The sequence below is a fragment of the Nocardia carnea genome (assembly GCF_029869215.1).
Lineage (GTDB): Bacteria > Actinomycetota > Actinomycetes > Mycobacteriales > Mycobacteriaceae > Nocardia > Nocardia carnea_B.
In genome coordinates this window covers 1-21329 of the sequence record NZ_JARWPM010000058.1, presented here as the reverse complement: position 1 = coordinate 21329, position 21329 = coordinate 1, and the positions used below count along the sequence as shown (strand labels likewise).

23 protein-coding genes are annotated in these 21329 nt (G+C 68.5%); 11 read left to right on the top strand and 12 right to left on the bottom strand.

The genetic code is table 11. The features are described from left to right. Nucleotides 1-265: 265 nt before the first annotated feature. Entirely contained in the window at nucleotides 266-754 is a 489-nt protein-coding gene (locus tag QH276_RS02520) for an FBP domain-containing protein (RefSeq protein WP_280401181.1), read from the bottom strand. A gap of 328 nt (nucleotides 755-1082) precedes the next feature. On the opposite strand from QH276_RS02520, the gene QH276_RS02515 reads away from it, so the two are divergent. Both QH276_RS02515 and zapE read left to right on the top strand, forming a co-directional pair. Next, on the top strand, nucleotides 1083-2549 hold the full coding sequence (locus tag QH276_RS02515) for a flavin-containing monooxygenase (protein ID WP_280401182.1): 1467 nt from the start codon (nucleotides 1083-1085) through the stop codon (nucleotides 2547-2549). Nucleotides 2550-2770: 221 nt separating this feature from the next. Beyond that, nucleotides 2771-3832 carry a cell division protein ZapE gene (zapE, locus tag QH276_RS02510; RefSeq protein ID WP_280401183.1) on the top strand — a complete coding sequence of 354 codons (1062 nt, stop codon included), beginning with the start codon at nucleotides 2771-2773 and terminating at the stop codon, nucleotides 3830-3832. Here zapE and QH276_RS02505 read toward each other — a convergent pair. Then, nucleotides 3826-4287: a hypothetical protein gene (locus QH276_RS02505; RefSeq protein ID WP_280401184.1), complete on the bottom strand. Its 462-nt coding sequence runs from the start codon at nucleotides 4285-4287 to the stop codon at nucleotides 3826-3828. The two genes, zapE and QH276_RS02505, sit on opposite strands and share 7 nt — an antisense overlap. Nucleotides 4288-4391: 104 nt before the next feature. On the opposite strand from QH276_RS02505, the gene QH276_RS02500 reads away from it, so the two are divergent. Then, nucleotides 4392-4856, top strand: a complete 465-nt coding sequence (locus QH276_RS02500; protein ID WP_280401185.1) for a hypothetical protein — start codon at nucleotides 4392-4394, stop codon at nucleotides 4854-4856. A 133-nt stretch (nucleotides 4857-4989) separates the two neighbouring features. On the opposite strand, the gene QH276_RS02495 is transcribed toward QH276_RS02500, so the two are convergent. Together QH276_RS02495 and QH276_RS02490 are read right to left on the bottom strand one after the other, a co-directional pair. Continuing rightward, entirely contained in the window at nucleotides 4990-6150 is a 1161-nt protein-coding gene (locus QH276_RS02495; protein WP_280399008.1) for a hypothetical protein, read from the bottom strand. 130 nt (nucleotides 6151-6280) lie between these two features. Further along, nucleotides 6281-7720 (bottom strand): MFS transporter, encoded by a 1440-nt coding sequence (locus QH276_RS02490; RefSeq protein WP_432278627.1) that lies wholly within the window; start codon nucleotides 7718-7720, stop codon nucleotides 6281-6283. A 73-nt stretch (nucleotides 7721-7793) separates the two neighbouring features. Here QH276_RS02490 and QH276_RS02485 point away from each other — a divergent pair, with 73 nt between their 5' ends. After that, complete coding sequence (locus QH276_RS02485; protein ID WP_280399009.1) at nucleotides 7794-8309, top strand: MarR family winged helix-turn-helix transcriptional regulator; 516 nt, start codon at nucleotides 7794-7796, stop codon at nucleotides 8307-8309. Between the two features lie 132 nt (nucleotides 8310-8441). Then, complete coding sequence (locus QH276_RS02480) at nucleotides 8442-8984, top strand: TerD family protein (RefSeq protein ID WP_280406583.1); 543 nt, start codon at nucleotides 8442-8444, stop codon at nucleotides 8982-8984. 102 nt (nucleotides 8985-9086) lie between these two features. Here QH276_RS02480 and QH276_RS02475 read toward each other — a convergent pair whose 3' ends face one another. Continuing rightward, nucleotides 9087-9311: a hypothetical protein gene (locus QH276_RS02475; protein ID WP_280399011.1), complete on the bottom strand. Its 225-nt coding sequence runs from the start codon at nucleotides 9309-9311 to the stop codon at nucleotides 9087-9089. On the opposite strand from QH276_RS02475, the gene QH276_RS02470 reads away from it, so the two are divergent. After that, a complete protein-coding gene (locus QH276_RS02470; protein WP_280399012.1) occupies nucleotides 9300-9449 on the top strand; it encodes a DUF397 domain-containing protein in 150 nt (49 codons plus the stop codon). The two genes, QH276_RS02475 and QH276_RS02470, sit on opposite strands and share 12 nt — an antisense overlap. 59 nt (nucleotides 9450-9508) lie before the next feature. On the opposite strand, the gene QH276_RS02465 is transcribed toward QH276_RS02470, so the two are convergent. Genes QH276_RS02465 through QH276_RS02455 form a run of 3 tightly spaced genes read right to left on the bottom strand, consistent with a single transcriptional unit; the run spans nucleotide 9509 to nucleotide 13324 of the window. Further along, nucleotides 9509-9922, bottom strand: a complete 414-nt coding sequence (locus QH276_RS02465; protein WP_280399013.1) for a TIGR03668 family PPOX class F420-dependent oxidoreductase — start codon at nucleotides 9920-9922, stop codon at nucleotides 9509-9511. 23 nt (nucleotides 9923-9945) lie between these two features. Next, a complete protein-coding gene (locus tag QH276_RS02460) occupies nucleotides 9946-11898 on the bottom strand; it encodes a VWA domain-containing protein (protein WP_280399014.1) in 1953 nt (650 codons plus the stop codon). Between the two features lie 28 nt (nucleotides 11899-11926). Beyond that, entirely contained in the window at nucleotides 11927-13324 is a 1398-nt protein-coding gene (locus QH276_RS02455) for a sigma 54-interacting transcriptional regulator (RefSeq protein ID WP_280399015.1), read from the bottom strand. A gap of 221 nt (nucleotides 13325-13545) precedes the next feature. Between QH276_RS02455 and QH276_RS02450 the strand changes: the two genes are divergently transcribed. The 3 genes from QH276_RS02450 (at nucleotide 13546) to QH276_RS02440 (ending at nucleotide 16372) form a co-directional block, all read left to right on the top strand. Continuing rightward, nucleotides 13546-14352, top strand: coding sequence for an NmrA family NAD(P)-binding protein (locus QH276_RS02450; RefSeq protein WP_280399016.1), 807 nt, complete (start codon nucleotides 13546-13548; stop codon nucleotides 14350-14352). A 108-nt stretch (nucleotides 14353-14460) separates the two neighbouring features. Next, entirely contained in the window at nucleotides 14461-15504 is a 1044-nt protein-coding gene (locus QH276_RS02445; protein WP_280399017.1) for a nitronate monooxygenase, read from the top strand. A 232-nt stretch (nucleotides 15505-15736) separates the two neighbouring features. Beyond that, a complete protein-coding gene (locus QH276_RS02440) occupies nucleotides 15737-16372 on the top strand; it encodes a maleylpyruvate isomerase family mycothiol-dependent enzyme (protein ID WP_280399018.1) in 636 nt (211 codons plus the stop codon). Between the two features lie 42 nt (nucleotides 16373-16414). Here the strand turns inward: QH276_RS02440 and QH276_RS02435 are convergent, their stop codons facing one another. The 3 genes from QH276_RS02435 to QH276_RS02425 all read right to left on the bottom strand — a co-directional run bounded on the left by QH276_RS02435 (nucleotide 16415) and on the right by QH276_RS02425 (nucleotide 19259). Beyond that, on the bottom strand, nucleotides 16415-17200 hold the full coding sequence (locus tag QH276_RS02435; RefSeq protein WP_280399019.1) for an SAM-dependent methyltransferase: 786 nt from the start codon (nucleotides 17198-17200) through the stop codon (nucleotides 16415-16417). A 118-nt stretch (nucleotides 17201-17318) separates the two neighbouring features. Next, nucleotides 17319-18161 (bottom strand): LLM class flavin-dependent oxidoreductase, encoded by an 843-nt coding sequence (locus QH276_RS02430; RefSeq protein ID WP_280399020.1) that lies wholly within the window; start codon nucleotides 18159-18161, stop codon nucleotides 17319-17321. 78 nt (nucleotides 18162-18239) lie between these two features. After that, nucleotides 18240-19259, bottom strand: a complete 1020-nt coding sequence (locus QH276_RS02425; RefSeq protein WP_280399021.1) for an aldo/keto reductase — start codon at nucleotides 19257-19259, stop codon at nucleotides 18240-18242. Between the two features lie 165 nt (nucleotides 19260-19424). Between QH276_RS02425 and QH276_RS02420 the strand changes: the two genes are divergently transcribed. After that, on the top strand, nucleotides 19425-20015 hold the full coding sequence (locus QH276_RS02420; protein ID WP_280399067.1) for a TetR/AcrR family transcriptional regulator: 591 nt from the start codon (nucleotides 19425-19427) through the stop codon (nucleotides 20013-20015). Between the two features lie 96 nt (nucleotides 20016-20111). Further along, complete coding sequence (locus QH276_RS02415) at nucleotides 20112-20594, top strand: hypothetical protein (RefSeq protein ID WP_280399022.1); 483 nt, start codon at nucleotides 20112-20114, stop codon at nucleotides 20592-20594. Here QH276_RS02415 and QH276_RS02410 read toward each other — a convergent pair. Next, on the bottom strand, nucleotides 20589-21014 hold the full coding sequence (locus QH276_RS02410) for a PPOX class F420-dependent oxidoreductase (protein ID WP_280399023.1): 426 nt from the start codon (nucleotides 21012-21014) through the stop codon (nucleotides 20589-20591). The genes QH276_RS02415 and QH276_RS02410 overlap by 6 nt on opposite strands. Between the last annotated feature and the right edge of the window lie 315 nt (nucleotides 21015-21329).

The following is a 21329-nucleotide window of genomic DNA, read 5'->3' as shown; positions in this document are numbered from 1 at the left end:
CGGGGCTGCGCCGTTGTGGGGGTTTTTGGGGGGGGGGGGGCTATTGTGGGGGGGGCGGGGGGGGGGGGCCCGGCCCCCCCGGGGCGGGGGGCCCCCTCCCCGGCCGGCCCGGGGCGGGGGCCCGGCCCCCCCCCGCCGTGTGTGGCGGCCACCACGACCGGATCCCGTGGCGGTGGTGCGGGATCCGGGTCATGCGTGTGAGCGGGTCTCGAGTGTCGGCGCATCGGCCACAACCTCTTTCTCTCGTGTTCGATTCGAATGACGATCAGGCGCGGACGCGGCCGAGGAACGCGGTCACATTGTGTTCGATCTGGCCGATCCGGTCCTCGGTATCGAAATCGTCGCGGTAGGCGCGGCCCAGTGCCGGAGTCTTCTTACGCCGGGCGTACAGGGAACAGCACAGGTCCTCGCACATGTAGGTGCCGGTGGTGTTCCCGCGGCGGCCGGCTTCGCCGGCCTTGCGGGCGGTCATCAGCACGACGCCACCGTTGCTGTGAGTGGTCGAGCAGAGCGAGCACATCTGCGATCGGCGCGGACCGCCTGTTTCGTAGCGCAGGGCGATACCGGCGAGACCTTCGGCCTCGGGGATCACCAGATAGGCGCGGCCGGGCAACCCGGGGTCGGTCCAGCCGAGGAAGTCCAGATCGTCCCAGGGGCGGGTGTCCAGATCGGCCGGCAGGGTGAGGCGTTTGGCGTCTCCTTTCGAGCAATTGACGAACGATGCTCTGATTTCTCGTTCGGTTACGGGGTCCATCGGGTGTCGCAACTCCTTCACATGACGAGGACGGGCAAACCGCGACACCATATCGACCCCACCGAGCCCCCGGCAACGCCATTTCCGCACGTGAACGAGTTGACACGCAGCGGCTCTTTCCCCACGCCGGACATCCATCCGGTTCTCCCGCAGCGCGACCCGGCCCTCGGCGGGTTGGCCGAAAGTCTCGATCCGCACCCGCACCGCGGGCATACAGTGAGGGAGGCCACAGTGAACGTGACCGGGCATGAGCGTGCCGGATCCGGCGACGGCGGCCGGCAGGTCCGGCGCCGGACGCCACGCTCGGGCCCGATGGACAGGAGTATCTATGAGTGGGGCACACCGGGTATCGGTGCTGGTGATCGGCGCCGGTTTCGGCGGTATCGGGTTGGCGATCGAATTGCGGCGCCACGGGTTCGACGATATCGCCATCCTCGAGAAAGCCCAGGACCTCGGTGGCGTCTGGCGGGAGAACACCTACCCCGGCGCCGCCTGCGATGTGCCGTCGCCGCTGTACTCCTACTCGTTCGAGCCGAAGCCCGACTGGCCGCAGCGCTACTCCGGGCAGGCCGCCATCCACGAATACCTGCGCGGGGTCGCGCGCCGGCACGACCTGCTCGACCACATCGAGTTCGGCACCGAGGTCACCGAGGCCGCATTCGACGAGGGCACCGGCCGCTGGACCGTGCGCACCGCCGACGGTGCCACCCGCACCGCCGATGTGCTGATCTCCGCGGTCGGCCAGTTGTCGCGTCCGCAGCTCCCCGATATCCCGGGCGTGGACGGTTTCGCCGGGCAGGCGTTCCATTCGGCGCTGTGGGATCACCGCGTCGACCTCACCGGGAAACGTGTCGCGTGCATCGGTACCGGGGCGAGCGCGATCCAATACGTCCCGCAGATCCAGCCGCGGGTCGCACACCTCATGCTGTTCCAGCGCACCGCCGCCTGGGTACTGCCGAAATTCGATACCGACTATTCACCGGTGCAGCACAAATTGTTCGCGCGCATTCCCGGCATGCTGCTGGTGGAGCGGCTGGGCTGGTGGCTCACGGCCGAGATCTCCTCGCTGGGGCTCGTGGAGCTGCCGATCATCAGCCGGCTGGTGGCACGGCTGGCGCAGCGGAATCTGCGCAAAAACGTCGATGACCCCGAATTGCGCGCGAAGCTCACCCCCGACTATCCGATCGCCTGTAAACGCACGCTGTTCTCCAGCGACTACTACCCGGCGCTCACCCAGCCGAATGTCGCGGTGACCACCGCCGCCATCAGCGAGATCACCCCGGAGGGTGTGCGCACCGCCGACGGCACGCTGCACGAAGCGGACGTGATCATCTACGGCACCGGTTTCAAGGGCACCGAATTCCTGTGGCCGATGCGGATCAGCGGCCGCGGCGGGCGGGAACTGGCCGAGGCGTGGTCCGACGGAGCGCACGCCTACTACGGGATGACGGTCCCCGATTTCCCGAATTTCTTCATGGTGTACGGGCCGAATACGAATCTGGGGGTCGGGTCGATCATCTATATGATCGAAACGCAGGCCCGCTATATCCGTCAGGCTGTGCGATTGCTCGCCGGCAAACCCGGTCATGTGCTCGAGGTCCGGGCCGAGACCGAGCGCGCGTTCAACGACGCCCTGCAGAAACGCCTCGCGCGGACCCCGTGGAATTTCTGTTCCAGCTGGTATCGCAACGCCGCCGGGAAGATCACCAACAATTGGCCGGGCACGGTCACCCGTTACCGCCGCCGGGTGCGCAGGCTCGAACCCCAGGACTACACCCTCACCCCGGCCGCATAGCGCGGCCGCTCGCCTCGTCCGTCCGCCGGCACGGCGAGTGCGTGACGGCAGCTGTCCGGCCTTCCGTGCCGACCTGGCGACCGTTCCGATCACAGCGTCGATCGGCACTCCGGGCCGTGCGATGGTCACCCGCCGCGATCCTTTTCACATGTGCGGCTCATCTCTGGGTTCCGCGGTTCCGGCCTGGCAGGCTGGCCCGCGGGCTCACAGGGAGGTGCGCGATGCCGGGAACAGGCTGGGCGGCCGGGGTATTCGCGACGGCGGCGCGTGACGCGGGATTCGCACTCGACGAATCACAACGCGCGGCCGCCGCTCACCTCGATCGTCTGGGCGCCGAATCGGCCGGGTGGCGAGGCCGTTTCGGTCCACCACCGCGCGGCGTCTACGTCTGGGGCCCGGTGGGCCGGGGAAAGAGCTGGCTGGTCGACACCTTCTACGACGCCGTGCCCATCTCCCGGAAGCGGCGTATACATTTCCACGACTTCTTCCGGGAATTCCACACCCGCTACGCGGCCCACCGCGATGTTCCGCGCGCGGGGGAACGCGCGGTGCGCGATCTGCTCGGCGACGCCCGCCTGGTCTGCTTCGACGAATTCCATGTGCACGATCCCGGGGACGCCACCATTCTCGCCAAGGTCGTACACGCGCTGTTCGCCCGCCGGATCACCCTGGTCACCACATCGAACTATCCGCCGTCGGGCCTGCTGCCGAACCCGCTGTTCCATCATCTGATCGAACCGGTGGCCGCCGAACTGACGGCTGCCCTGGATATCGTCGAGGTGGCCGGCCCGCACGATTACCGCCGCCACGGTCCGGCACCGGCCACCGGATTCGGCCTCGGCCGCTACCTGTGGCCCGGCCACGCCGGCCGGCTGGTGGAGGCCGGTCTGTGTCCACCGGATCCCGCCGAACGGCGCACCGTCGAGATCGGCGGCCGCACCGTCACCGCCCTGGCGGTCCGCGGCGACGATATCTGGTTCGATTTCACCGATCTGTGCGACCGCCCCTACTCCACCATCGACTACCTGCACCTCGCCGACCGCTACCGCCACTGGACGGTATCGGGACTGCCCGGGCCGGCAACCGTCCGGCGCGATCCCGCGCAACGATTCGCCCACCTCGTCGACATATTGCACGACCGGCGGATCCCGCTCACGTTGATCGGCGGCGCCCCGTTGCGCGATGTCCTCGCCGGCGTGGACCTACCGGATTTCCCTCGCACCGCCAGCCGCCTGGCCCTGCTGGCCGGGGCTGCGGACCCCGCCGTACCGGCCGGTCAGTAATCGGGGAACAACCACAGGTCCTGATCGGCCACGGCCTGCAGGTACGCCGCCAGCGACCGTACCCGGGTGAGCGCGTGCCCGTCGTCGCTGTCGTCGCCGAACAAGGGCACTTCCGCCTCCCCCGTGTCTACCCGGGTGAACCATTCGTCGAGCCGTTCGAGGAAATTGCGCACGTCGTCGGGATCGAACACCTCGTACAGGCTCAACCCGAACTCGTCGGACACCCATTTCTCGTACACCTGCCCGCGGAACCCGGTCGGATCGCCGTCCGACGGCCAGAACAATCCGCCCTCGGCGAAATCGCGGGGTAGCTCCTCGAACGGTTCGAGATCATCGGGATGCAACCACCCGAATTCCCCGCGTTCCTCCGGCGGCATCGCCTGGAGCTGCTCGAAGGCCGCCATATCGGTTACCCGGCCCTGGTTCGGCCGGACCGCATATACGTCGAGTCCCATGCGCACGAGCCTATGCGGTTCCCCGCGCGAACGCAGGCCCTGGTTTATCCTGACCACCACCGGGGGTAACCGGCGCGCGAACCCCCTTTGGAGAGGAATATCTCTTGCGAATGCTTCTGCGTCCGTTGGCCCTCGGTGCCTTCGCCGCATCCGCCCTGCTCCCGGCCGCGGCGCCGGCAGGTGCCCAGCCGTTCGCGGCGCCCGCGGGCGCCCGGACGGCCGCCGATTTCGAGGACGCGCGAGTGGAGGTGGCGCCGGGCTGCGCCGGCACGGTGCGCACCCAGGTCGCCGTGGCGCCGCTACCCGCCAATGTCTCGGGTGTCGCGGTGGCGGTCCTGTTCCGAGCCGACCGGCAGGACCCGTCGTGCGTGGTGACGCCCACGGTGTCCTGGCACAATATCGATTCCGGTGCCACCGGCTCCACGGAGGTCAGCGTCTCGTCGGTCCCCTCCGCGATCGGCCGCTTCCCGACCGACCACGGCTACAACCGTGCCCTGGCCGATACCGGCCCGGGCACGGTGATCGTCACCATCACCACGAACCCGGGCGAGGTCCGCGTCACGGTCTGACACCGGTGCGCCGGAGCCGCGGGGGGGCCGCGCCGGGCGCGCCGCACGCCCCCCCGCCCCCGCCCCGACCCCCCCCCCCCCCCCCCCCCCCCCGCCCCCCCCCCCGCCCCCCCCCCCCCCCCCCCCCCCGAAGTTACAGCAGCCGGTCGATGCGCGCGGCTACGTCCAAGGTCCGGGTGGCGGGATCGGCCAGTTCTCTGCCGACCACCCGTACGACCTGGGCCACGATCTGTTTCTTGATCCCGGCGAGTACGCCCAGCGTGGCGGCGCGCATCCCCTCCGCCGCGTACTCCAGGCGGACATCCTCCCGGACCGGCGGTTCCACCTCGACCACGATCAGCAGCGGGTCGGCGGCGTGGGCGGTGAGGATCAGCGGGATCTCGACATTCGCCCGGTACCGGTTGTCCTTGAGCACGTTGACGGTGATGTCCAGCGCTACCGGGACCGTCAGCGCGAACCGCACCAGTGCCCGGTCTGCTTCGGCGGGCTCGGCCGGGGGCAGGTCGGCGAGCAGCGGCTGCCCGACTTCACCGCGCACCGTGAGTTCCGCGGCGGCGCGCGGCCCGGTGCGCAGCGGCCCGATCTCGATCGGCCGCCGGGTCAGTTGCGCGACGAAACCGCCGAGCCGCTCCCGGGTGACGATGCGCGGGAAGAAACGGCGGCCGAATTCCGCGTAATCGATCCACTCGAATACGGTGCGGCCGCGGTGCGGGGAACGCCGGCCGTCGACGATGGCGGCGATATCGTAGATCCGGCTGCGCATCACGCCGGGATCGCTCAGCATGGTGTTCACCCGGTTCGCGACCTCCCGCTGCAACAGCCCGGAAATGGGGTCGAGCAGCCATTCGGCCACCGAATCGGCGGCGGCCAGGCGCAGCAGGACACTCACATCCGCTGGTCGCACTTCGGGGATATCGATCACGATGAGCAGCGGGTCGGCGGTACGCGCATGGAATACGAGGTCGATGGAGACCACGGTTTCCACGCCCAGCCGGCGCCCGCCGAGCAGGATTTTGGCGACCAGCGATACCGGTATCCGGACATCGAAACTCACCGCCGAACCCCGCCGTGTCACCACGGGAGCGCCGATCCGGCCTTCGGCCAGGAATCCGGCGAGTCCGGCGGGGCCGATGTTGATGGGGCCGATGCCGATCCCGCGGCCGGTGATCCCGGCGACCGCCTTCGCTATCCGCGCCTCGGTCACCGCGTGCGCGACGAATCGTTCGCCGAATTCCGCGTATTCGATCCATTCCGGATCGCCCAGTTCGATCGGTTCCATGAGTCGTTCCGACACCTTCACCTCCACCGCCGGGCTTTACGCTACGCGATCGAGGTTGCCGGTTCCTACCGCTGTCCCTGTCCGGCTGCGACCTGCCGTAACCGGCGCTCACAAGATCGGCGGCCGCAGCCGGAGCCGCGCACGGTTACGCCGGCTCCGGCGCATCCGTTCGCATCGGGATGAGCGCGGTGAGCGCGATGGCGACGCAGGCGGCGGCGACGGAGATCAGGAAGGCGGTGTGGAAGGCGTCCCGCGAGGGCAGGACCTGAGTATCCAGGGTGATGGTCATATTGGCCAGCACCGCGCCGGCCACCGCGGCCGACGTGGAGGTACCGACCGAACGCATCAAGGCGTTCAAACCGTTGGCCGCGGCGGTTTCGGTGATCGGCACCGCGCCCATGATCAGTGCGGGCATCGCGGCGTAGGCCAGCCCGACCCCGCCCGCCACCAACACCGAGGCCAGCATGATCTGCCAGACGCTGTCCATCAGCGCCGAAGCACACAGATAGCCGAGGCCGATCACCGCCGAACCGGTGCCGAGGGTCAGTTTGGGGCCGAACCGGGCCGAGATCCGCGCCGATACCGGCGAGAGCAGCATCATCACGCAACCGCTGGGCGCCAGGACGAGTCCCGCGGTAACCATCGACAAGCCGAGCCCGTAACCGGTTTCGGCGGGGGCCATCAGCAGTTGCGGGAAGGTGAGCGACATGCCGTATAGCGAGAATCCGACGGCAATCGAGGCGATATTGGTGAACAGCACCCGGGGTCGTGCGGAGACCCGCAGATCCACCAGCGGATGGCGCCGGCCGATCTCGTAGCGACCCCAGCCGAGGAAGACCAGGATCGATACCGCGAACAAGGTCAGGATCGAGGAACTGGTCCACCCCCATTGCGCGCCCTGGGTGATCGCGATCAGCAGCGCGAGCAGAGCTGTTGCCAGCCCGGCTGCCCCGCCGAAATCGAACGGCGCCGGGGTGCGCACCGGCGATTCGGGCACGAACCGGAAGATCAGCCCGGCACCGATCACCCCCAGCGCGGCCGCCGCCCAGAACAGCACATGCCAATCGGCGTGCTCGGCGATCACGGCGGCCAGCGGCAGCCCGATGGCGCCGCCCACACCGAGCGTGGAACTCATCACGGCCATGGCCGAACCGACGCGTTCGGGGGGTAGTTCGTCGCGCATGATGCTGATCCCCAGCGGGATGGCGCCGATCGCGACGCCTTGGAGTGCGCGCCCGGCCACCGAGGGGATCAGCGACGACGACATCGCGCACAGCACCGAACCGAGCACCATCGCCAGCAGGTCGAGCAGCAGGATGCGGCGTTTGCCGAACATATCGCCGAGCCGGCCGCTGATCGGTGTGCACACCGCCGAGGCCAGCAAGGTCACCGTGATCACCCAGGAGGCGTTGGTGGGTGTGGTGTTCAGCAGGGTCGGCAGGCTCGGGATGAGCGGTACGACCAGCGTCTGCATGAGGGAGACGACTATGCCGATGGTGCTGAGCGTGGCGATCAGCAGCGTCGGCGACGAGCGCGGACGATCCTGTTCCCCGGCTCTGGAGGGGTCGTCGGATACCGCGGTCACCCTATGCACGTTACATAGCCTGTGTATGGTGCACAATTTTGCAATCGGACGAATCAGACGCCATAGTGGCCGGATGTCCGATTCGGCTCTGCCCGCCGGTGCGGCGGAACACCGGGACCCCACGGTCCTGGCGCGGCTCGTCCTGGAGATGACCCTGCTGTCCCGGCACCATCCCGCCGCCCGCCGCAGAACCCCGTTCCAGCTGGACAGATCCGCGTATCTGATCATGACCCGGCTACAACTCGGGGCGCCGCTGTCACTGCGCGAACTGGCCGAGGCGTTCGGTCTCGACGTATCCACGATCAACCGTCAGGTCGCCGCCATGCTGGACCAGGATCTGGTGGAACGCGTCCCCGATCCCGACGGCGGGGTGGCCCGCAAGATCCGCCCGAGCGACAAAGGGCTGCGGCTGTTCGAATCCGACCTCGAACTGCAGCGCGGGGGTGTCGCCGCCGTACTCGCCGACTGGCCGGACGACGAGATCGAATTATTGGTCCGGTTGATGGAGCGTTTCAACGAGGGTGTCGAAGGCCTCGTCCGCCATCCTTGGCCACGCCCGCACCGGCCCGCCGATTCGACCGTTCGATAGGCCCGCCCGCGCGGTGGGCAACGGCTGCGATATGACAATACTCGCCGGTCACCCGGCGTTCTCCGGAAGCCGGTACGGTTGACCGCATGATCACGCTCAAAAAAAGAAGACGGCGCAGCGGATCTCGCGGGGATCACCAAGCTGAGTGTCGGAGTCAGCTGGGATCCCTCCGCGGGCGCCAGCGGTGGCGCGCTCGGCTGGGCGCGCCGCAAGAAGGGGGTGGACCTGGACCTCATCGCCATCCTCATGCAGGGCAGCGAACCGGTGCGGTTCGCCGGGCTCGATTCGCTGGACCCGCTGGGCAACGGTTCGGTCCTGCATTCCGGTGACGAACAGACCGGCTCGGCGGCCGGGGACGACGAAACCGTGCACGTCACGTTCGCCGATATCCCCGGCGGTATCGACGCGATCATCTTCGTCGCCGCCGCCTTCAAAAAGGGCAGCTCCTTCGAGAAGGCGAACAACATCTCGTTCAAGGTGTACGACGCCTCCGGCGGCAGCAGCCAGCAGGTGGCCGATATCTGGCCGTCGCTGCTGGGCGCCGACAACGCGAACGCCGTGGCCCGCACCTTCCGCAACGGCAATGTCTGGCAGCTCGAGGTGCTGAACCGCAAGGGCAAGATCAAGCAAGGTGATAAGCAGGCACTGCTGCGCTTCGCCATGGGCGGTCAGTGATCAGGACCTGACCGTTCCCTGCGCCGGGCCCCGGGCACCACTTTCGCCTGCTCGGGCCCGGCCATCGCACCGCTGGTAGGGGTCCGCGGTCGTCGAGCGGCGTCATTCCAGTGCGTTGAGACCCACCAGCGTGGCAAAGATCAGGGCACCGTGTTCGCTGCCCTGATCACCGGACAAGATCGAGTCCAGTAGCGGCGCATTGGTCAGCATTCTGGAACCGAAGTGGCCGGATTCCATGACGCTGGCCATGAGAGCGTAGATCGCCGAGGCATAGATCCTGGATCGAGGCACCGCGAGATTCGCGGTGCCGTCCAGTTGAGCGTCCACAGCCTCGATCACATCTTGGAGCACGCCGATTTCGACAGCGGCGTGGTTGCGGTGCGCGACTCCAATAATCCGAGCGGACCCGCCCTGGTATTCACACCGGCCGAATGGGACGCTTTCCTGGGCGCCGCCCGGCCTTGATCCGAGACTCACGTCGTCCCCGTTCATCCCGACCGATACACAGGTGAGTACGTGCTGCCCTACCCGGCAGACCACCCGGACCACCGGGTGACTTCCAGCGCGAGCACGGGTCCCGGTGGCGGTTGGTCCCGGTACACCGGGTAGCGAGCGGTCAATTGCTCGATGCCGGTGCGCGCCTGCTCATCCGTGACTATTCGCGCTACGGCGTCGGCGCGCGCCCACCACAGTTGCGTCCAGTCCTCGTCATAGAAGTCGGCGAGGACCGCTACCTGCGGGTTCGCGGTGATATTCGCGAGCCGGCGCAGGGCCGTGGTGGATTTCGGTTTCGCGTCGACGGATGTGTAGATGGTGTCGCCGTCGACTGCGAACACGATGGGGACGATATGCGGGCTTCCCTCCGGGGTCACTGTGGCCAGCCGGGCTACGCGGGCGGTGGCGAATCGTTTCCGCGCCTGCCCTTCATCCCACCGCATCCGCTCTCCTCGCGTCTGCCGGGTCAGCGGCGCCGGCCGCGCAGGTAGTCGCTGACCACCGCCGCGCCGAGACCGTCGAGATCCGGTGCGACCACCCGGCCGCCGCTGCGCCGGGCCACCATGTCCACGAAGGCGGCCAGCCGGGGCTGTTCGCCGAGCATGAAGATCGAGATCGACGCACCCAGTTTCGCCAGGGAATCGACCTGGATCATGGTGGTGGCGAGGGTGCGCCGGTCCGGCGGCCAGTTGAAGTACGAGGTGCCGTCGGGTTCCAGGTGGGCGGTCGGTTCACCGTCGGTCACCACCAGCACCACCGGGACGGCGTCGGGGTGGCGGCGTAGATGCCGGCCCGCCAGCAGCAGCGCGTGGTGCAGGTTGGTGCCCTGTTCCCAGACCGGTTCCAGCCCGGTCAGTTCGCCGATATCCACCGTGGTGGCGTGCCGGCCGAAGGTGATCAGTTCGAGTGCGTCGGTGCGGAAGCGCGTGCTGATCAGGTGCTGCAGTGCCAGCGCGGTGCGTTTCATCGGGACCCAGCGCCCGTCCTGCACCATCGACCACGAGGTGTCCACACACAGCGCGACCGCCGCGCGGGACCGCTGTTCGGTTTCGGCGATCTCCACATCCGCGACATCCAAGGTCACCGTGCGGCTGCCGGTGGATGCCGACCGCAGCACCGCGTTCCGCACCGTCCGCGAGACATCCCAGGGTTCGGTATCACCGAACTGCCAGGGGCGGCTCGCACCGGTCGGTTCCCCGGAGGCCCCGGCGCGCGCTGTTTCCCGCTCCCCTTTGCGCGTGCGCAACTGCCCGACGATATCCCGCAGCGCGACCTCACCGAGCCTGCGTAATGCCTTGGGGGTCAACCGCAAGGAGCCGTCGGGCGCTCGTTCGAACAGACCTTGGCGGCGCAGTTCGCGTTCCAGTTCCGACAGCCGCTCGGCGTTCACCCGGGCGTCGGCACCGAGCTGGCGTTCCAGCATCTCCAGGTCGATATCCTCGAGCCGGGCACCCGGATAGGACTGGGCGAGTTGCGCGGCGAGCTCGTCGAGTTCACCGAGATCCTGCATTGCCTCGACCGCCTCGCCCATCCCCAGCGGGTCCTGGCCGCGAAACCGCCGGCCGGATTCCCAGTCGGCCCCGGGGCGTAGCTCGCGCAGGTTCATATCCAGTGCGGCGATCTGCTGCGCCAGCGCGGGATCGCCGAACGCCTGCCCGAGTAGCTCGTTCAGTTCGGAACGCTGCTCGTCCGACATGGAATTCAGCATCCGCTGCGCGGCGGCGGCACGATCGGCCAGGCTGTCGATGAGTTCCTCGGTATTGCGCGGGTTCTCGGGGAAGAACTCACCGTGCTCGGCCATGAATTCGGCGAATTGTTCGGTGGTGTCCTCGCCGCGGGCATGCGCGGACAGCAGCTCGTTGAGGTCCGACATCATCCGCCGGACCCGCTCCACGTCTTGCGGCGTCGTGTTCTGCAACGCTTCTTTCATGCCCTGGAAGCGGGATTCCAGTAATTCCCGGCCGAGCAGGTCACGGATCTGCCGGTAGTTCTCCCGTCCGGTCTCCGAACGCCACCGGTACTCGCCGAGTTCACGGACCGCACCCGCGGTACCGGAAGGCAGCGCGTCCAATTGCATTTCGGCGAACCGGGCGTCGTCGGACGGGTCGGGGAACAGTGCCCGGCGTTCGGCTTCCAGCGCCTTGTCCAGTAGTTCCCGGACCTCTTGCAACGTGCCGTCCAGCCGGTGATTACGGGAGATCTCGGCCCGTCGCTGCCACAGCCGCCGGGTCAGTTCTTCGAGGCCGGGCAGGTCCCGGGTCCCGCGGCGCAGCAATTCCTCCAGGGCCGAGCGCGGAGAAGAACCCTCCATCACCTCGCGCCCGATATCGGCCAGCGCCTCACGCAGGTCGAGCGGGGGCGCGAGGGGATCGGGTCCCTCGTGGTAGGGCCCGTAGGAATACCGATCCGCCGCTGTCATACCGCCTCTTCACCGGGCCGCACCACGGTCACCCGCCGTACACCGCCATACCCTCGTCATCGGAATCCTTCGCCACCTGCCGCGCCAGATACAAAGACTCCAGCGCGAATTCGACCGCGGCCGCGATCCGCTGCGGCGCGTCCCCGGAATCGGCACCGAGCCGGGCGGCCACCTCGTGCAGCACGGGCAGTTCCGGCAGACCCGCCAGCACCTGCGCTCCCGGAACCCGTTCGCCGGTGGTCACCAGATGCCCGTCCTCGACGGCCTCGGCCAACGGCCGCAGATCCAGTCCGCCGAGTCTCTCCCGCGCGGTATCGGCGAAGGCGCGCCGCAGCATATGAGTGAGATGTTCCTGCTCCCGGCCTTCCTCGCCGGATTCGAACTCCAGCTTGCCGCGTAGTACCGCCGGCACCGATTCCAGGTCGACCGGGCGGGCGACGGCCGGATTCTCCCCGGTGAGCGCGGCCCGGCGCAGCGCCGCCGCGGCCACCGTCTCGGCCGCCGCCACCGCGAAACGCGCCGACACACCGGAACGCTGATCGATCGCCGGCGATTCCCGCAACCGCCGCACGAACCGCGCGAGCACCTCGATGAGCGGATCGCCCACCTCGGCGACGAGTTCGGCCTCCTGCCGCACCAGCGCCATCTCGGCCGGCACGGTGAGCGGATAGTGGGTGCGGATCTCCGCGCCGAAACGGTCTTTCAGCGGGGTGATGATCCGGCCGCGGTTGGTGTAGTCCTCCGGGTTGGCCGTCGCTACCAGCAGCACGTCCAGCGGCAGGCGCAGAGTGTACCCTCGCACCTGGATATCGCGCTCTTCCATCACGTTCAACAACGCGACCTGGATCCGTTCGGCCAGATCGGGCAGTTCGTTCACCGCGACGATCCCGCGGTGCGCCCGCGGTACCAGCCCGAAATGGATGGTCTCCGGATCACCGAGACTGCGCCCCTCGGCCACCTTCACCGGGTCGACATCGCCGATCAGATCGCCCACGGACGTATCCGGGGTGGCGAGTTTCTCCGCGTACCGCTGCGACCGATGCCGCCAGGTGACCGGCAGATCGTCGCCGAGTTCGGCGGCCAGCCGCAGACCCTGCGGACTGATCGGTTCCAACGGATGTTCGCCCAGTTCGAGACCCTCGATCACCGGCGTCCACTCGTCCAGCAACCCGAGCAGGGTCCGCAGCAGCCGCGTCTTACCCTGTCCGCGCTCCCCCAGCAGCACCACATCGTGGCCCGCGAGCAACGCTCGCTCCAGTTGCGGCAACACGGTCCGGTCGAAACCCACGATCCCCGGCCACGGATCCTTCCCCGACCCCAGCAGAGCCAGCAGATTCTCCCGGATTTCGGCCTTCACACTTCGCGGCGCATACCCGGCCGCCCGCAACGCGCCCGCGGTCGCGGGCAAGTCCTGTGGCACTGTCACCTCCCCGACGCTACGACGATTTCGGCCATCGGTCGACAGCTTGCCGATCACAACCACCGCCAGCAGCGCTGATCCAGCGCCCGGGCGGCGGGGGTCACCACGTTTCGCGCGGGTGCCGGGCGAATCGCTCGGCCCGGCACGTCGGCGCGCAACGGTACGGCCGACGAGTTGACCTCAACCAATATTCAGGTCTTAGCGTCACGGGCGGAAAGGAGTCCACTGTGACGATATTGGTAACGGGCGCAACGGGAAATACCGGCAGGCATGTGGTCGCCGAACTGTTGGGCAGGGGCCGGGCGGTGCGGGCGCTGACCCGCGATCCGGGGCGGGCGGCGGAACTGCTGCCCGCGGGAACCGAGGTGGTGGCGGGAACGCATACGGAACCCGGGACGCTCGATACCGCGCTGGACGGCGTCACCGGGTTGCATATCACCGTGACAGCCGGGGTCGCCGAAACCGGCCCCGAACTGGTGCGGCGGGCCGTCGCGGCGGGTGTCGAGCGGATCACGATCCTGTGGGGTGGGTACGTCGGGCCGGCCGAAACCGCGGTGGCGGCGTCCGGTGTGGCCTGGACCAGGCTCGAACCGCAGGAGTTCATGGCCAACGCACTGACCTGGCGGGAGTCCATCCGGGCCGAGGGTGTGGTGCGGGAGCCGTTCGACCTACCGAGTGCGGTGGTGCACGAGGGCGATCTCGGCGCGATCGCCGCACTCGCCCACACAGAGGAAGGTCACGCGGGCCGCGCCTACAACCTGAACGGCCCCGAAGCGCTGACCACCGGTGAGCGGGTGGCGCTGCTGGCCGCCGCGCTCGGACGGGATATCTCCTTCGCGCAGATCAGCGGCGAAGCCGCGGTCGACCGGCTGCTGCGTGCGGGGGTCTCCCGGGCGGACGCCGAGTACGTGATCGGCTGGCATGCCGATCCGCCGGCGGCGGCGCGGGTTCCGGACGGCACCGTCGAACGGCTCCTGGGCCGGCCTGCACGGACCTTCGCCGACTGGGTGACCGAGCACAAGGACCGCTTCTGAGCGGTCCCGTTTCCTGGCCGGTGTCCGCGGCGGGCTACCGGCTCGGTCGCCGCCGGGACGCCGGTGGGTAACGTCGGCATCGACCCGGTTGGCCGAGGAAGGTGGAGCATGTTCGATCTCGCGGACCTGACCGTTCCGATCATTGCCGCACCGATGGCGGGCGGGCCGTCCACCCCCGGCCTGGTGGTGAGCGTCGGCGAAGCCGGTGGTCTCGGGTTCCTCGCGGGCGGTTACAAAACGCCGGAGGCGCTGGCCGATCAGATCCGGGAGGTGCGGGCCCGTACGGACGTGCCGTTCGGGGTGAACCTGTTCGTCCCCCAGCAGCCTGCCTACGACCCGGACGCCGTCCAGGAGTACCGGGAGCGGTTGCACGCGACCGCCGCCCGGTACGGGATCGAACTGCCGCCCATCCGGGAGCGTGACGACGACTGGTTCGCGGCGAAGGTGGAGCTACTGGTCGCGCAGCGGGTGCCGGTGGTCTCGCTGACCTTCGGCCTGCCGCCGGTGGATATCGTCCGGCGGCTCCGGGACGCGGGATGCGCGGTGATCGCCACGGTGACCACGGTGGCGGAGGCGCGTGCCGCCACGGAGAGTGAAGTCACGGCGCTGTGTGTACAGGGTCCGGAGGGCGGCGGGCACCGGGCGACGTTCCGGGTCGAAGACGAACCCGAGACGACGCCGCTGCCGGACCTGCTCGACGCGATCACGCCCGGGTGCCCGCTGCCGGTGATCGCGGCGGGCGGGATCGCCGACGGTGCACGTATCGCGGAATTGCTGGCCCGCGAGGCGGTGGCCGTCCAGCTGGGTACCGCGTTCCTGCGGAGCCCGGAATCCGGGGCGAAAGCGGCGCACAAGAACGCGCTGAGCGATCCGCGATTCACCCGCACGGTCGTGACCCGGGCGTTCTCGGGGCGGCCCGCGCGCGGGCTGGACAACGATTTCATCGCCACCCACGATCAGTCCGCGCCGGCGGCGTATCCGCAGGTCCACCACCTCACGAGCCCGGTCCGCGCCGCCGCGGCCGCGCGGAACGCACCGGAGGACATGGCGCTGTGGGCCGGTACCGAGTACCGCTCGACGGCGGCGGACCCCGCCGCGACGATCCTGCGGCGCCTCTGGGATGAGGCCGTCGCATCCGGAGCAGCCGGGTGACCGCGGGCAGCGCTGACCCGGCCGTACCGGCTACGACTACCCGGCCGGCGTCTCCTACCTGACTTGTTCGGCACCACCGCCGCGTTCGCTCCCGTCTGCGGGAGTTGATCGTGCCGCAGCCGGGCGACTGCGGTGCGGGATCGAGGCGGGAAGCACGGCCGAGGGGACCTGTCGGCCGGCGACCGTATGCTGCCCGGCATCAGCTACCGCACGAGCCACTGTGGGAGGAACCGTGAAGGATGTCTGGCCGACGGTCCGGGCGGAGCGGCTCGCGCTCATCGCCGATCTCGAACCGCTGTCCGCGCAACAGTGGGAAACCCCGTCGCTGTGCGCGGGCTGGTCGGTGCACGATGTGCTCGCCCATATCGTGGCGAGCGCGAAAACGACGAAATTCGGCTTCGCCTGGGAATTCGCCCGCGCCCGTTTCGATTTCGATCGTTTCACAGCCAACGGTGTGGAACGGGAACGCGGCGCCCGGCCGGCCGAAACACTGGACAGGCTGCGTGCCGTGCTCGACCGGAAGGTCTCGCCACCCGCCCCGGCCGACAGCAGGCTCGTCGAGATGATCGTGCACGGGGAGGATATCCGGCGGCCCCTGGGCATCTCGCGGGACTATTCACAGGAAGCGGTCGTGGACGCACTGCGGTTGCAGATCCGCACGGCGGAAGGGTTCGGTGGCGGACGAGAATTGGTCGCGGGGCTCACCCTGGTCGCCGAGGACGCGGATTTCACCACCGGTTCCGGCCCGGAAGTGCAGGGCCCGCTGCTCGCCCTGCTGCTCATCGCCTCGGGCCGGGATGCCGCGGCCGAGTTGCGCGGCCCCGGAGTGGATACGCTCCGGGAACGGATCGCATCACACGCCGGCTAGTCCGGTCACGCGGGGCGCGGCAGGGTCCTCGGCCCGGCGGCTTCAGGGCTTACGGGCGACCGCCGCGTAGCCGGGGACCTTCGCGTCCATCGACTTCGCCGGTTCGATCGGGGGCCGCCATCGGTGGATCGGCACCACGCCGGGCTCGAGGATCTCCATACCGTCGAGGAATTTCGTGACGCCGGCCTTGTCGCGCGGTTCACAGTGCAATCCGCGTTCCCGGTAGACCTGCGCCGTCGCAGCGACCCCTTCGGGATCGAAATCGCCGGTGAGATGGGTCAACGCCAGATACGAGCCCGAGGGCAGCGCATCCATGAGGGTCGCGGTGATCTCGTAGGCACCGGGTACGAAATTCAGCAGGGCGATCAGCGACAGGCCGACCGGCTCGTCGAAATCCAGGGTGCGCGCGGCGGCAGCGAGAATTTCCCGGGGGCGGGTCGCGTCGGCCTGGATGTAATCGGTGCAACCTTCTGGAGTGCCGGTCATCAGCGCTCGCGCGTGGGCGAGCACGATCGGGTCATTGTCCACATAGACGACCCGCGCGTCTGCGGCCTCTTCCTGCGCGACCTGATGCAGATTCGGCTCGGTCGGAATACCCGTACCGATATCGAGGAATTGCCGCACCCCGGCCTCGCCTGCCAGATATCGCGTCGCGCGGTGGATGAATCCCCGGTTGGCCTGGGCAGCGAGCCGCACATCCGGCAGTGCTTGCAGGACTTTCTCCGCGGCCTCCCGGTCGGCCGGATAGTGATCCTTGCCGCCGAGATAGTAGTCGTACATCCGAGCGATATGCGGCTCGTCCTGATTCAGGTCGGTCGTCCGATCCATACCCGCCAAGATACAAGACCTACAAGGATTTTCGGTTTCGCTCCTCTCGGCCGAAAGGCCGGTCTCCGGGGTGCGCACAAGGCACCGCCACCACCTGCAACGAACCTCACGGCCGCGATTACGAGGACGGGGTGATGAGTTCGTCGGCGACCCATTGCGCGACGCCCGGGGGATACGGTGCGTCCAAGCCGAGGACGAAATGCCGGATGCCGGCGTTGTAGGCGGCGGCGATCGCGGTTCGGGTGCGGTCCGGGCGGTCGTAGGCGACCGGCAGGAAAGTCGAGCGGACGATCGCAGCCGGATCGCGGCCGATATCGGCGCAGTAGCGGTCCAGTAGAGCGCTGCGTTCCGCGATATCGGCGGGGTCGCCGCCGGGGATGTTCCACAGGTCGGCGTGTTCGGCGATCACCCGCAGCACCGCGTCCGAGCGGCCGCCGATCATGATCGGGGGATGCGGCCGCTGGACGGGTTTGGGGTTGCCGAAGGCGCCGGTGAGCCGGAGATGTTTGTCGTGGAAGTCGAAGGGTTCGGGCTCGGTCCACAGCCGCCGGATCACCGTGCAGGCCTCGTCGAGGTTTTCCACCGAACTGCCGAAGCCGTGGTACGGCAGGCCGTGCGCATCGTATTCGCGACGGGCGAGCGGCATGCCGGGTCGTGAGCCCGCGCCGATACCGAAGTCCAGCCGGCCGCCGGAGACGATATCGACGGTGGTGGCGATCTTGGCCAGCATCGCCGGCGGCCGGAAGCGGTTACTGGTGACGAGCAGGCCGAGGCGTAACCGCCGGGTCTGCGCGGCGAGGGCGGCGAGCAGAGTCCAGCCTTCGTAGATCGGCCCGGTCATCTCGCCGGCGATCGGGAACAGGTGGTCGAACAGCCAGGCGTGTTCGATCTCCGCGATCGCGTCGGCTTCCTGCCAGACGCGGAGAATGTCCTGGTAGTCGACCTGCATGGGGGCTGTCATCAGGCCGAAGCTCGGATTTGTGTGCATGGGGTGTGCGGTCCTGTCGGCGGTATGCGGGAACTGTTCGGCGGATACAGCTCACCGGCGGCGCAGCGCCGGATCGAGCAATGCGGGTGGCGTGTCGTGCTTCTCGTCGGGGGCGAGATCGGCCCCAGGGGCGACCACCGCATCGATCGCGTCGAGTAGCTCGGCCGGCAGTACCGTGTCCGCCGCCGCCAACTGGGACTGCAGGTGATCCATGGTGCGCGGCCCGATGATCGCGCTGGTCACGCCCGGGTGCGCGGTGACGAACCCGAGCGCAAGCTGGATCATGGACAATCCGGCCGCGTCGGCGATCGCGGCCAGCTTCTCGACGGCATCCAGTTTCGCGCGATTGGCGGGGACGGTGAGGTCGAAGCGCTCGGGAAGCACGACCGATCGGCTGGTCGCGATATCTCGCCCCGCCCGGACCGCACCGGAGAGCCAGCCCGAGGCCAGCGGGCTCCAGGCCAGCACACCGAGCCCGTACTCTTCGGCAGCCGGGAGTACGTGGGCTTCGATCCCGCGCTGCAGGATCGAGTAGGGCGGTTGTTCGGTGACGTAGCGGCTCAGGTGGTTCTCCCGCGCCGCCCATTGCGCCTGCACGATCCGGTAGGCCGGGAATGTCGACGAACCGAAGTAACGGATCTTGCCCGCGCGTTGCAGGTCGGTGAGTGCGGAGAGGGTCTCGTCATCGCTGGTGCCCGGATCCCATCGATGCATCTGATAGAGGTCGATATGGTCGACGTTCAGCCGGCGCAGGCTGTCTTCCACAGCCCGCCACAACCACCGGCGAGAACTGCCGCGATGATTGCGTTCCTCGCCCATTTGTATGGTCGCCTTCGTCGCCAGCACGATATCGTCGCGTCGTCCGGCGATAGCCGTGCCGACCAGTTCCTCCGACTCCCCCTGGCTGTACATATCCGCGGTGTCGATGAGATTGATCCCGGCGTCGAGGGCGACGTCGACCATGGCCGTGACCTCGTCCTGCGTGGTCTGCCCGAGACTCCCGAAATTCATGGCACCGAGTACGAGGGTGCTCACCTGCACGCCGGTGCGGCCCAAGGTGCGGTATTGCATGACTGTTCCTCCATGAGAGTGCGATCGCCGGCCGGCTCGACTCCGCCGGTGTGGTCTGACATTCTGATCCAGAAGCGGAACGATGTTCCGATAACCAACATACGGAACATTGTTCCGTTTGCCAACCGGAAGGACGGAGGACACCGCGCAGTGGCCGACCCAGACATGCCTGCCTCGCCGGCCCCGCGAAAACGGGCCGATGCCCGCCGCAACGAGAAAACCCTGCTCGACGCGGCCGCCGCCGCATTCGTCGAATCCGGCGTCGGCGTACCCGTCCGCGATATCGCGACCCGCGCCGGAGTCGGTGTCGGCACGATCTACCGGCACTTCCCCACCCGCGCCGACCTCATCGTCGCCGTCTACCGCCACCAGGTGGAAGCCTGCGCCGCGGCCGGTCCGGAACTACTCGCCGCGGGCCCCACCCCGCACGCCGCCCTGACCCGCTGGATCGACCTCTTCGTCGATTTCCTGGTCACCAAACACGGTCTCGCCGAGGCCTTTCAGTCCGGCGATGCCGCCTTCGAAGCCCTGCACACCTACTTCATCGACCGGCTGCTCCCGGTCTGCACCCGGCTGCTCGACGCGGCCGTGGACGCCGGCGAGGTCGCACCCGGTATCGAGCCCTTCGAACTGATGCGCGCTGTGGGGAACCTCTGCGCGGGCGCCGGCCCCCGCTACAACGCGCGGCGCATGGTCGGATTGCTGATCGCGGGCTTGCGGACGCAACCTGAACCGCCACCCGTGCCACAAGACTGATCAGGAATCGAGAAGCGCTGGTCAGGCCATCGTCATTAGCGTCATCAGCATCGCGCGGCACGACTACCGCGCCGCGAACCGGCCGAGGAGGACGCAATGAACTGGAACATACGAGTCCGGCAGACGCACCGAGTGGTGGCGATCGTGTTCGTGGCGACCGTTGTCGTCACCGTCGTCACCCTGGCGCTACAGGGTCCGGCCTGGGCGTCCTATCTCCCCCTGCTGCCGCTCGCTCTGCTTCTGATCTCGGGCCTGTACCTGTATGTGCTCCCGTACCTGAGCGCCCGGCGCACGGCGGAGACGGGCGCGCGCCCGCCGCGCGCCCGCGCGACCGGTACGCGGGCACTGCACCGCTGGTCGGCCGCGGTCTTCGTGGTGAGCGTCCTGGTCACGACCGTCACCTTGGCGCTACAGGGACCGATCTGGGTGTCATACCTGCCCCTGCTGCCGCTTCTCGTACTCCTGATCACCGGCCTCGTCCTGTTCGCGCGAACCACGAACCGGCGAACCGGACGACGCACAGACGCACGGACGCCGCGGACCGTATCCGGCCCGCGACTCCTGGTGTTCAGGTCATGAGTTGTGCGCGTCGGCGGACTCCGCGGGGTGCGGGACGGCGAATCCGGTGACCTTGTGCGGTATCACGCGAACGATCACGCGGCGGAGATGCCCGGGTTCGGCGGGCGGGTCCTGCCCGAGATACTTCTGCGACAGCCGCCGCGGCAATGCTTTCTCCGGATCGTCGGTCAGTTCGGCGGTGCCCCGGATGTCCACGGAGTGGTACGGATTCGCGATATCGAAAATCGTGAGACCGATCCGCGGATCTGCCCGCAGATTGCGCACTTTGCGCTTATCCGCCGTCGAGGAGAACACCACCGTATCGCCGTCCCGGTCCATCCAGACCACCGACGTCTGCGGTGATCCGTCCGGTCCGAGAGTCGCTACCGTGGCAAAGTTCCTGCCGTCCAGCAATCGCCGGGTTTGTGCGTCGAGTTCCATTATCGTTGTCTCCGTTCGGTAGCGGTGAGCCGTGGCTCAGTCTTGTCAGCAGCGCCCGGAGGGGGTCACGCCCCGGTTCGGGCAGGATCTGGAGGTCGGCCCGGTCAGCCGACCGGGCGGCCCGCCCCCGCGAGTTAGGCTTCCCGCAGCGGCGCCGGCGGGGCCCGGCGCAGCACCGAAATGCTGTTGCTAATCCGCCGGCCAGCCGCCGCCCTCGGGCAGCTGATCCGAGTGGACTAAAATATTGTGCGGAGCGACGCGACTGTAGTCGCGGAAGTACGCCGCAGGCTGCCGCTCGGCCGAGGCGTTCTGCAG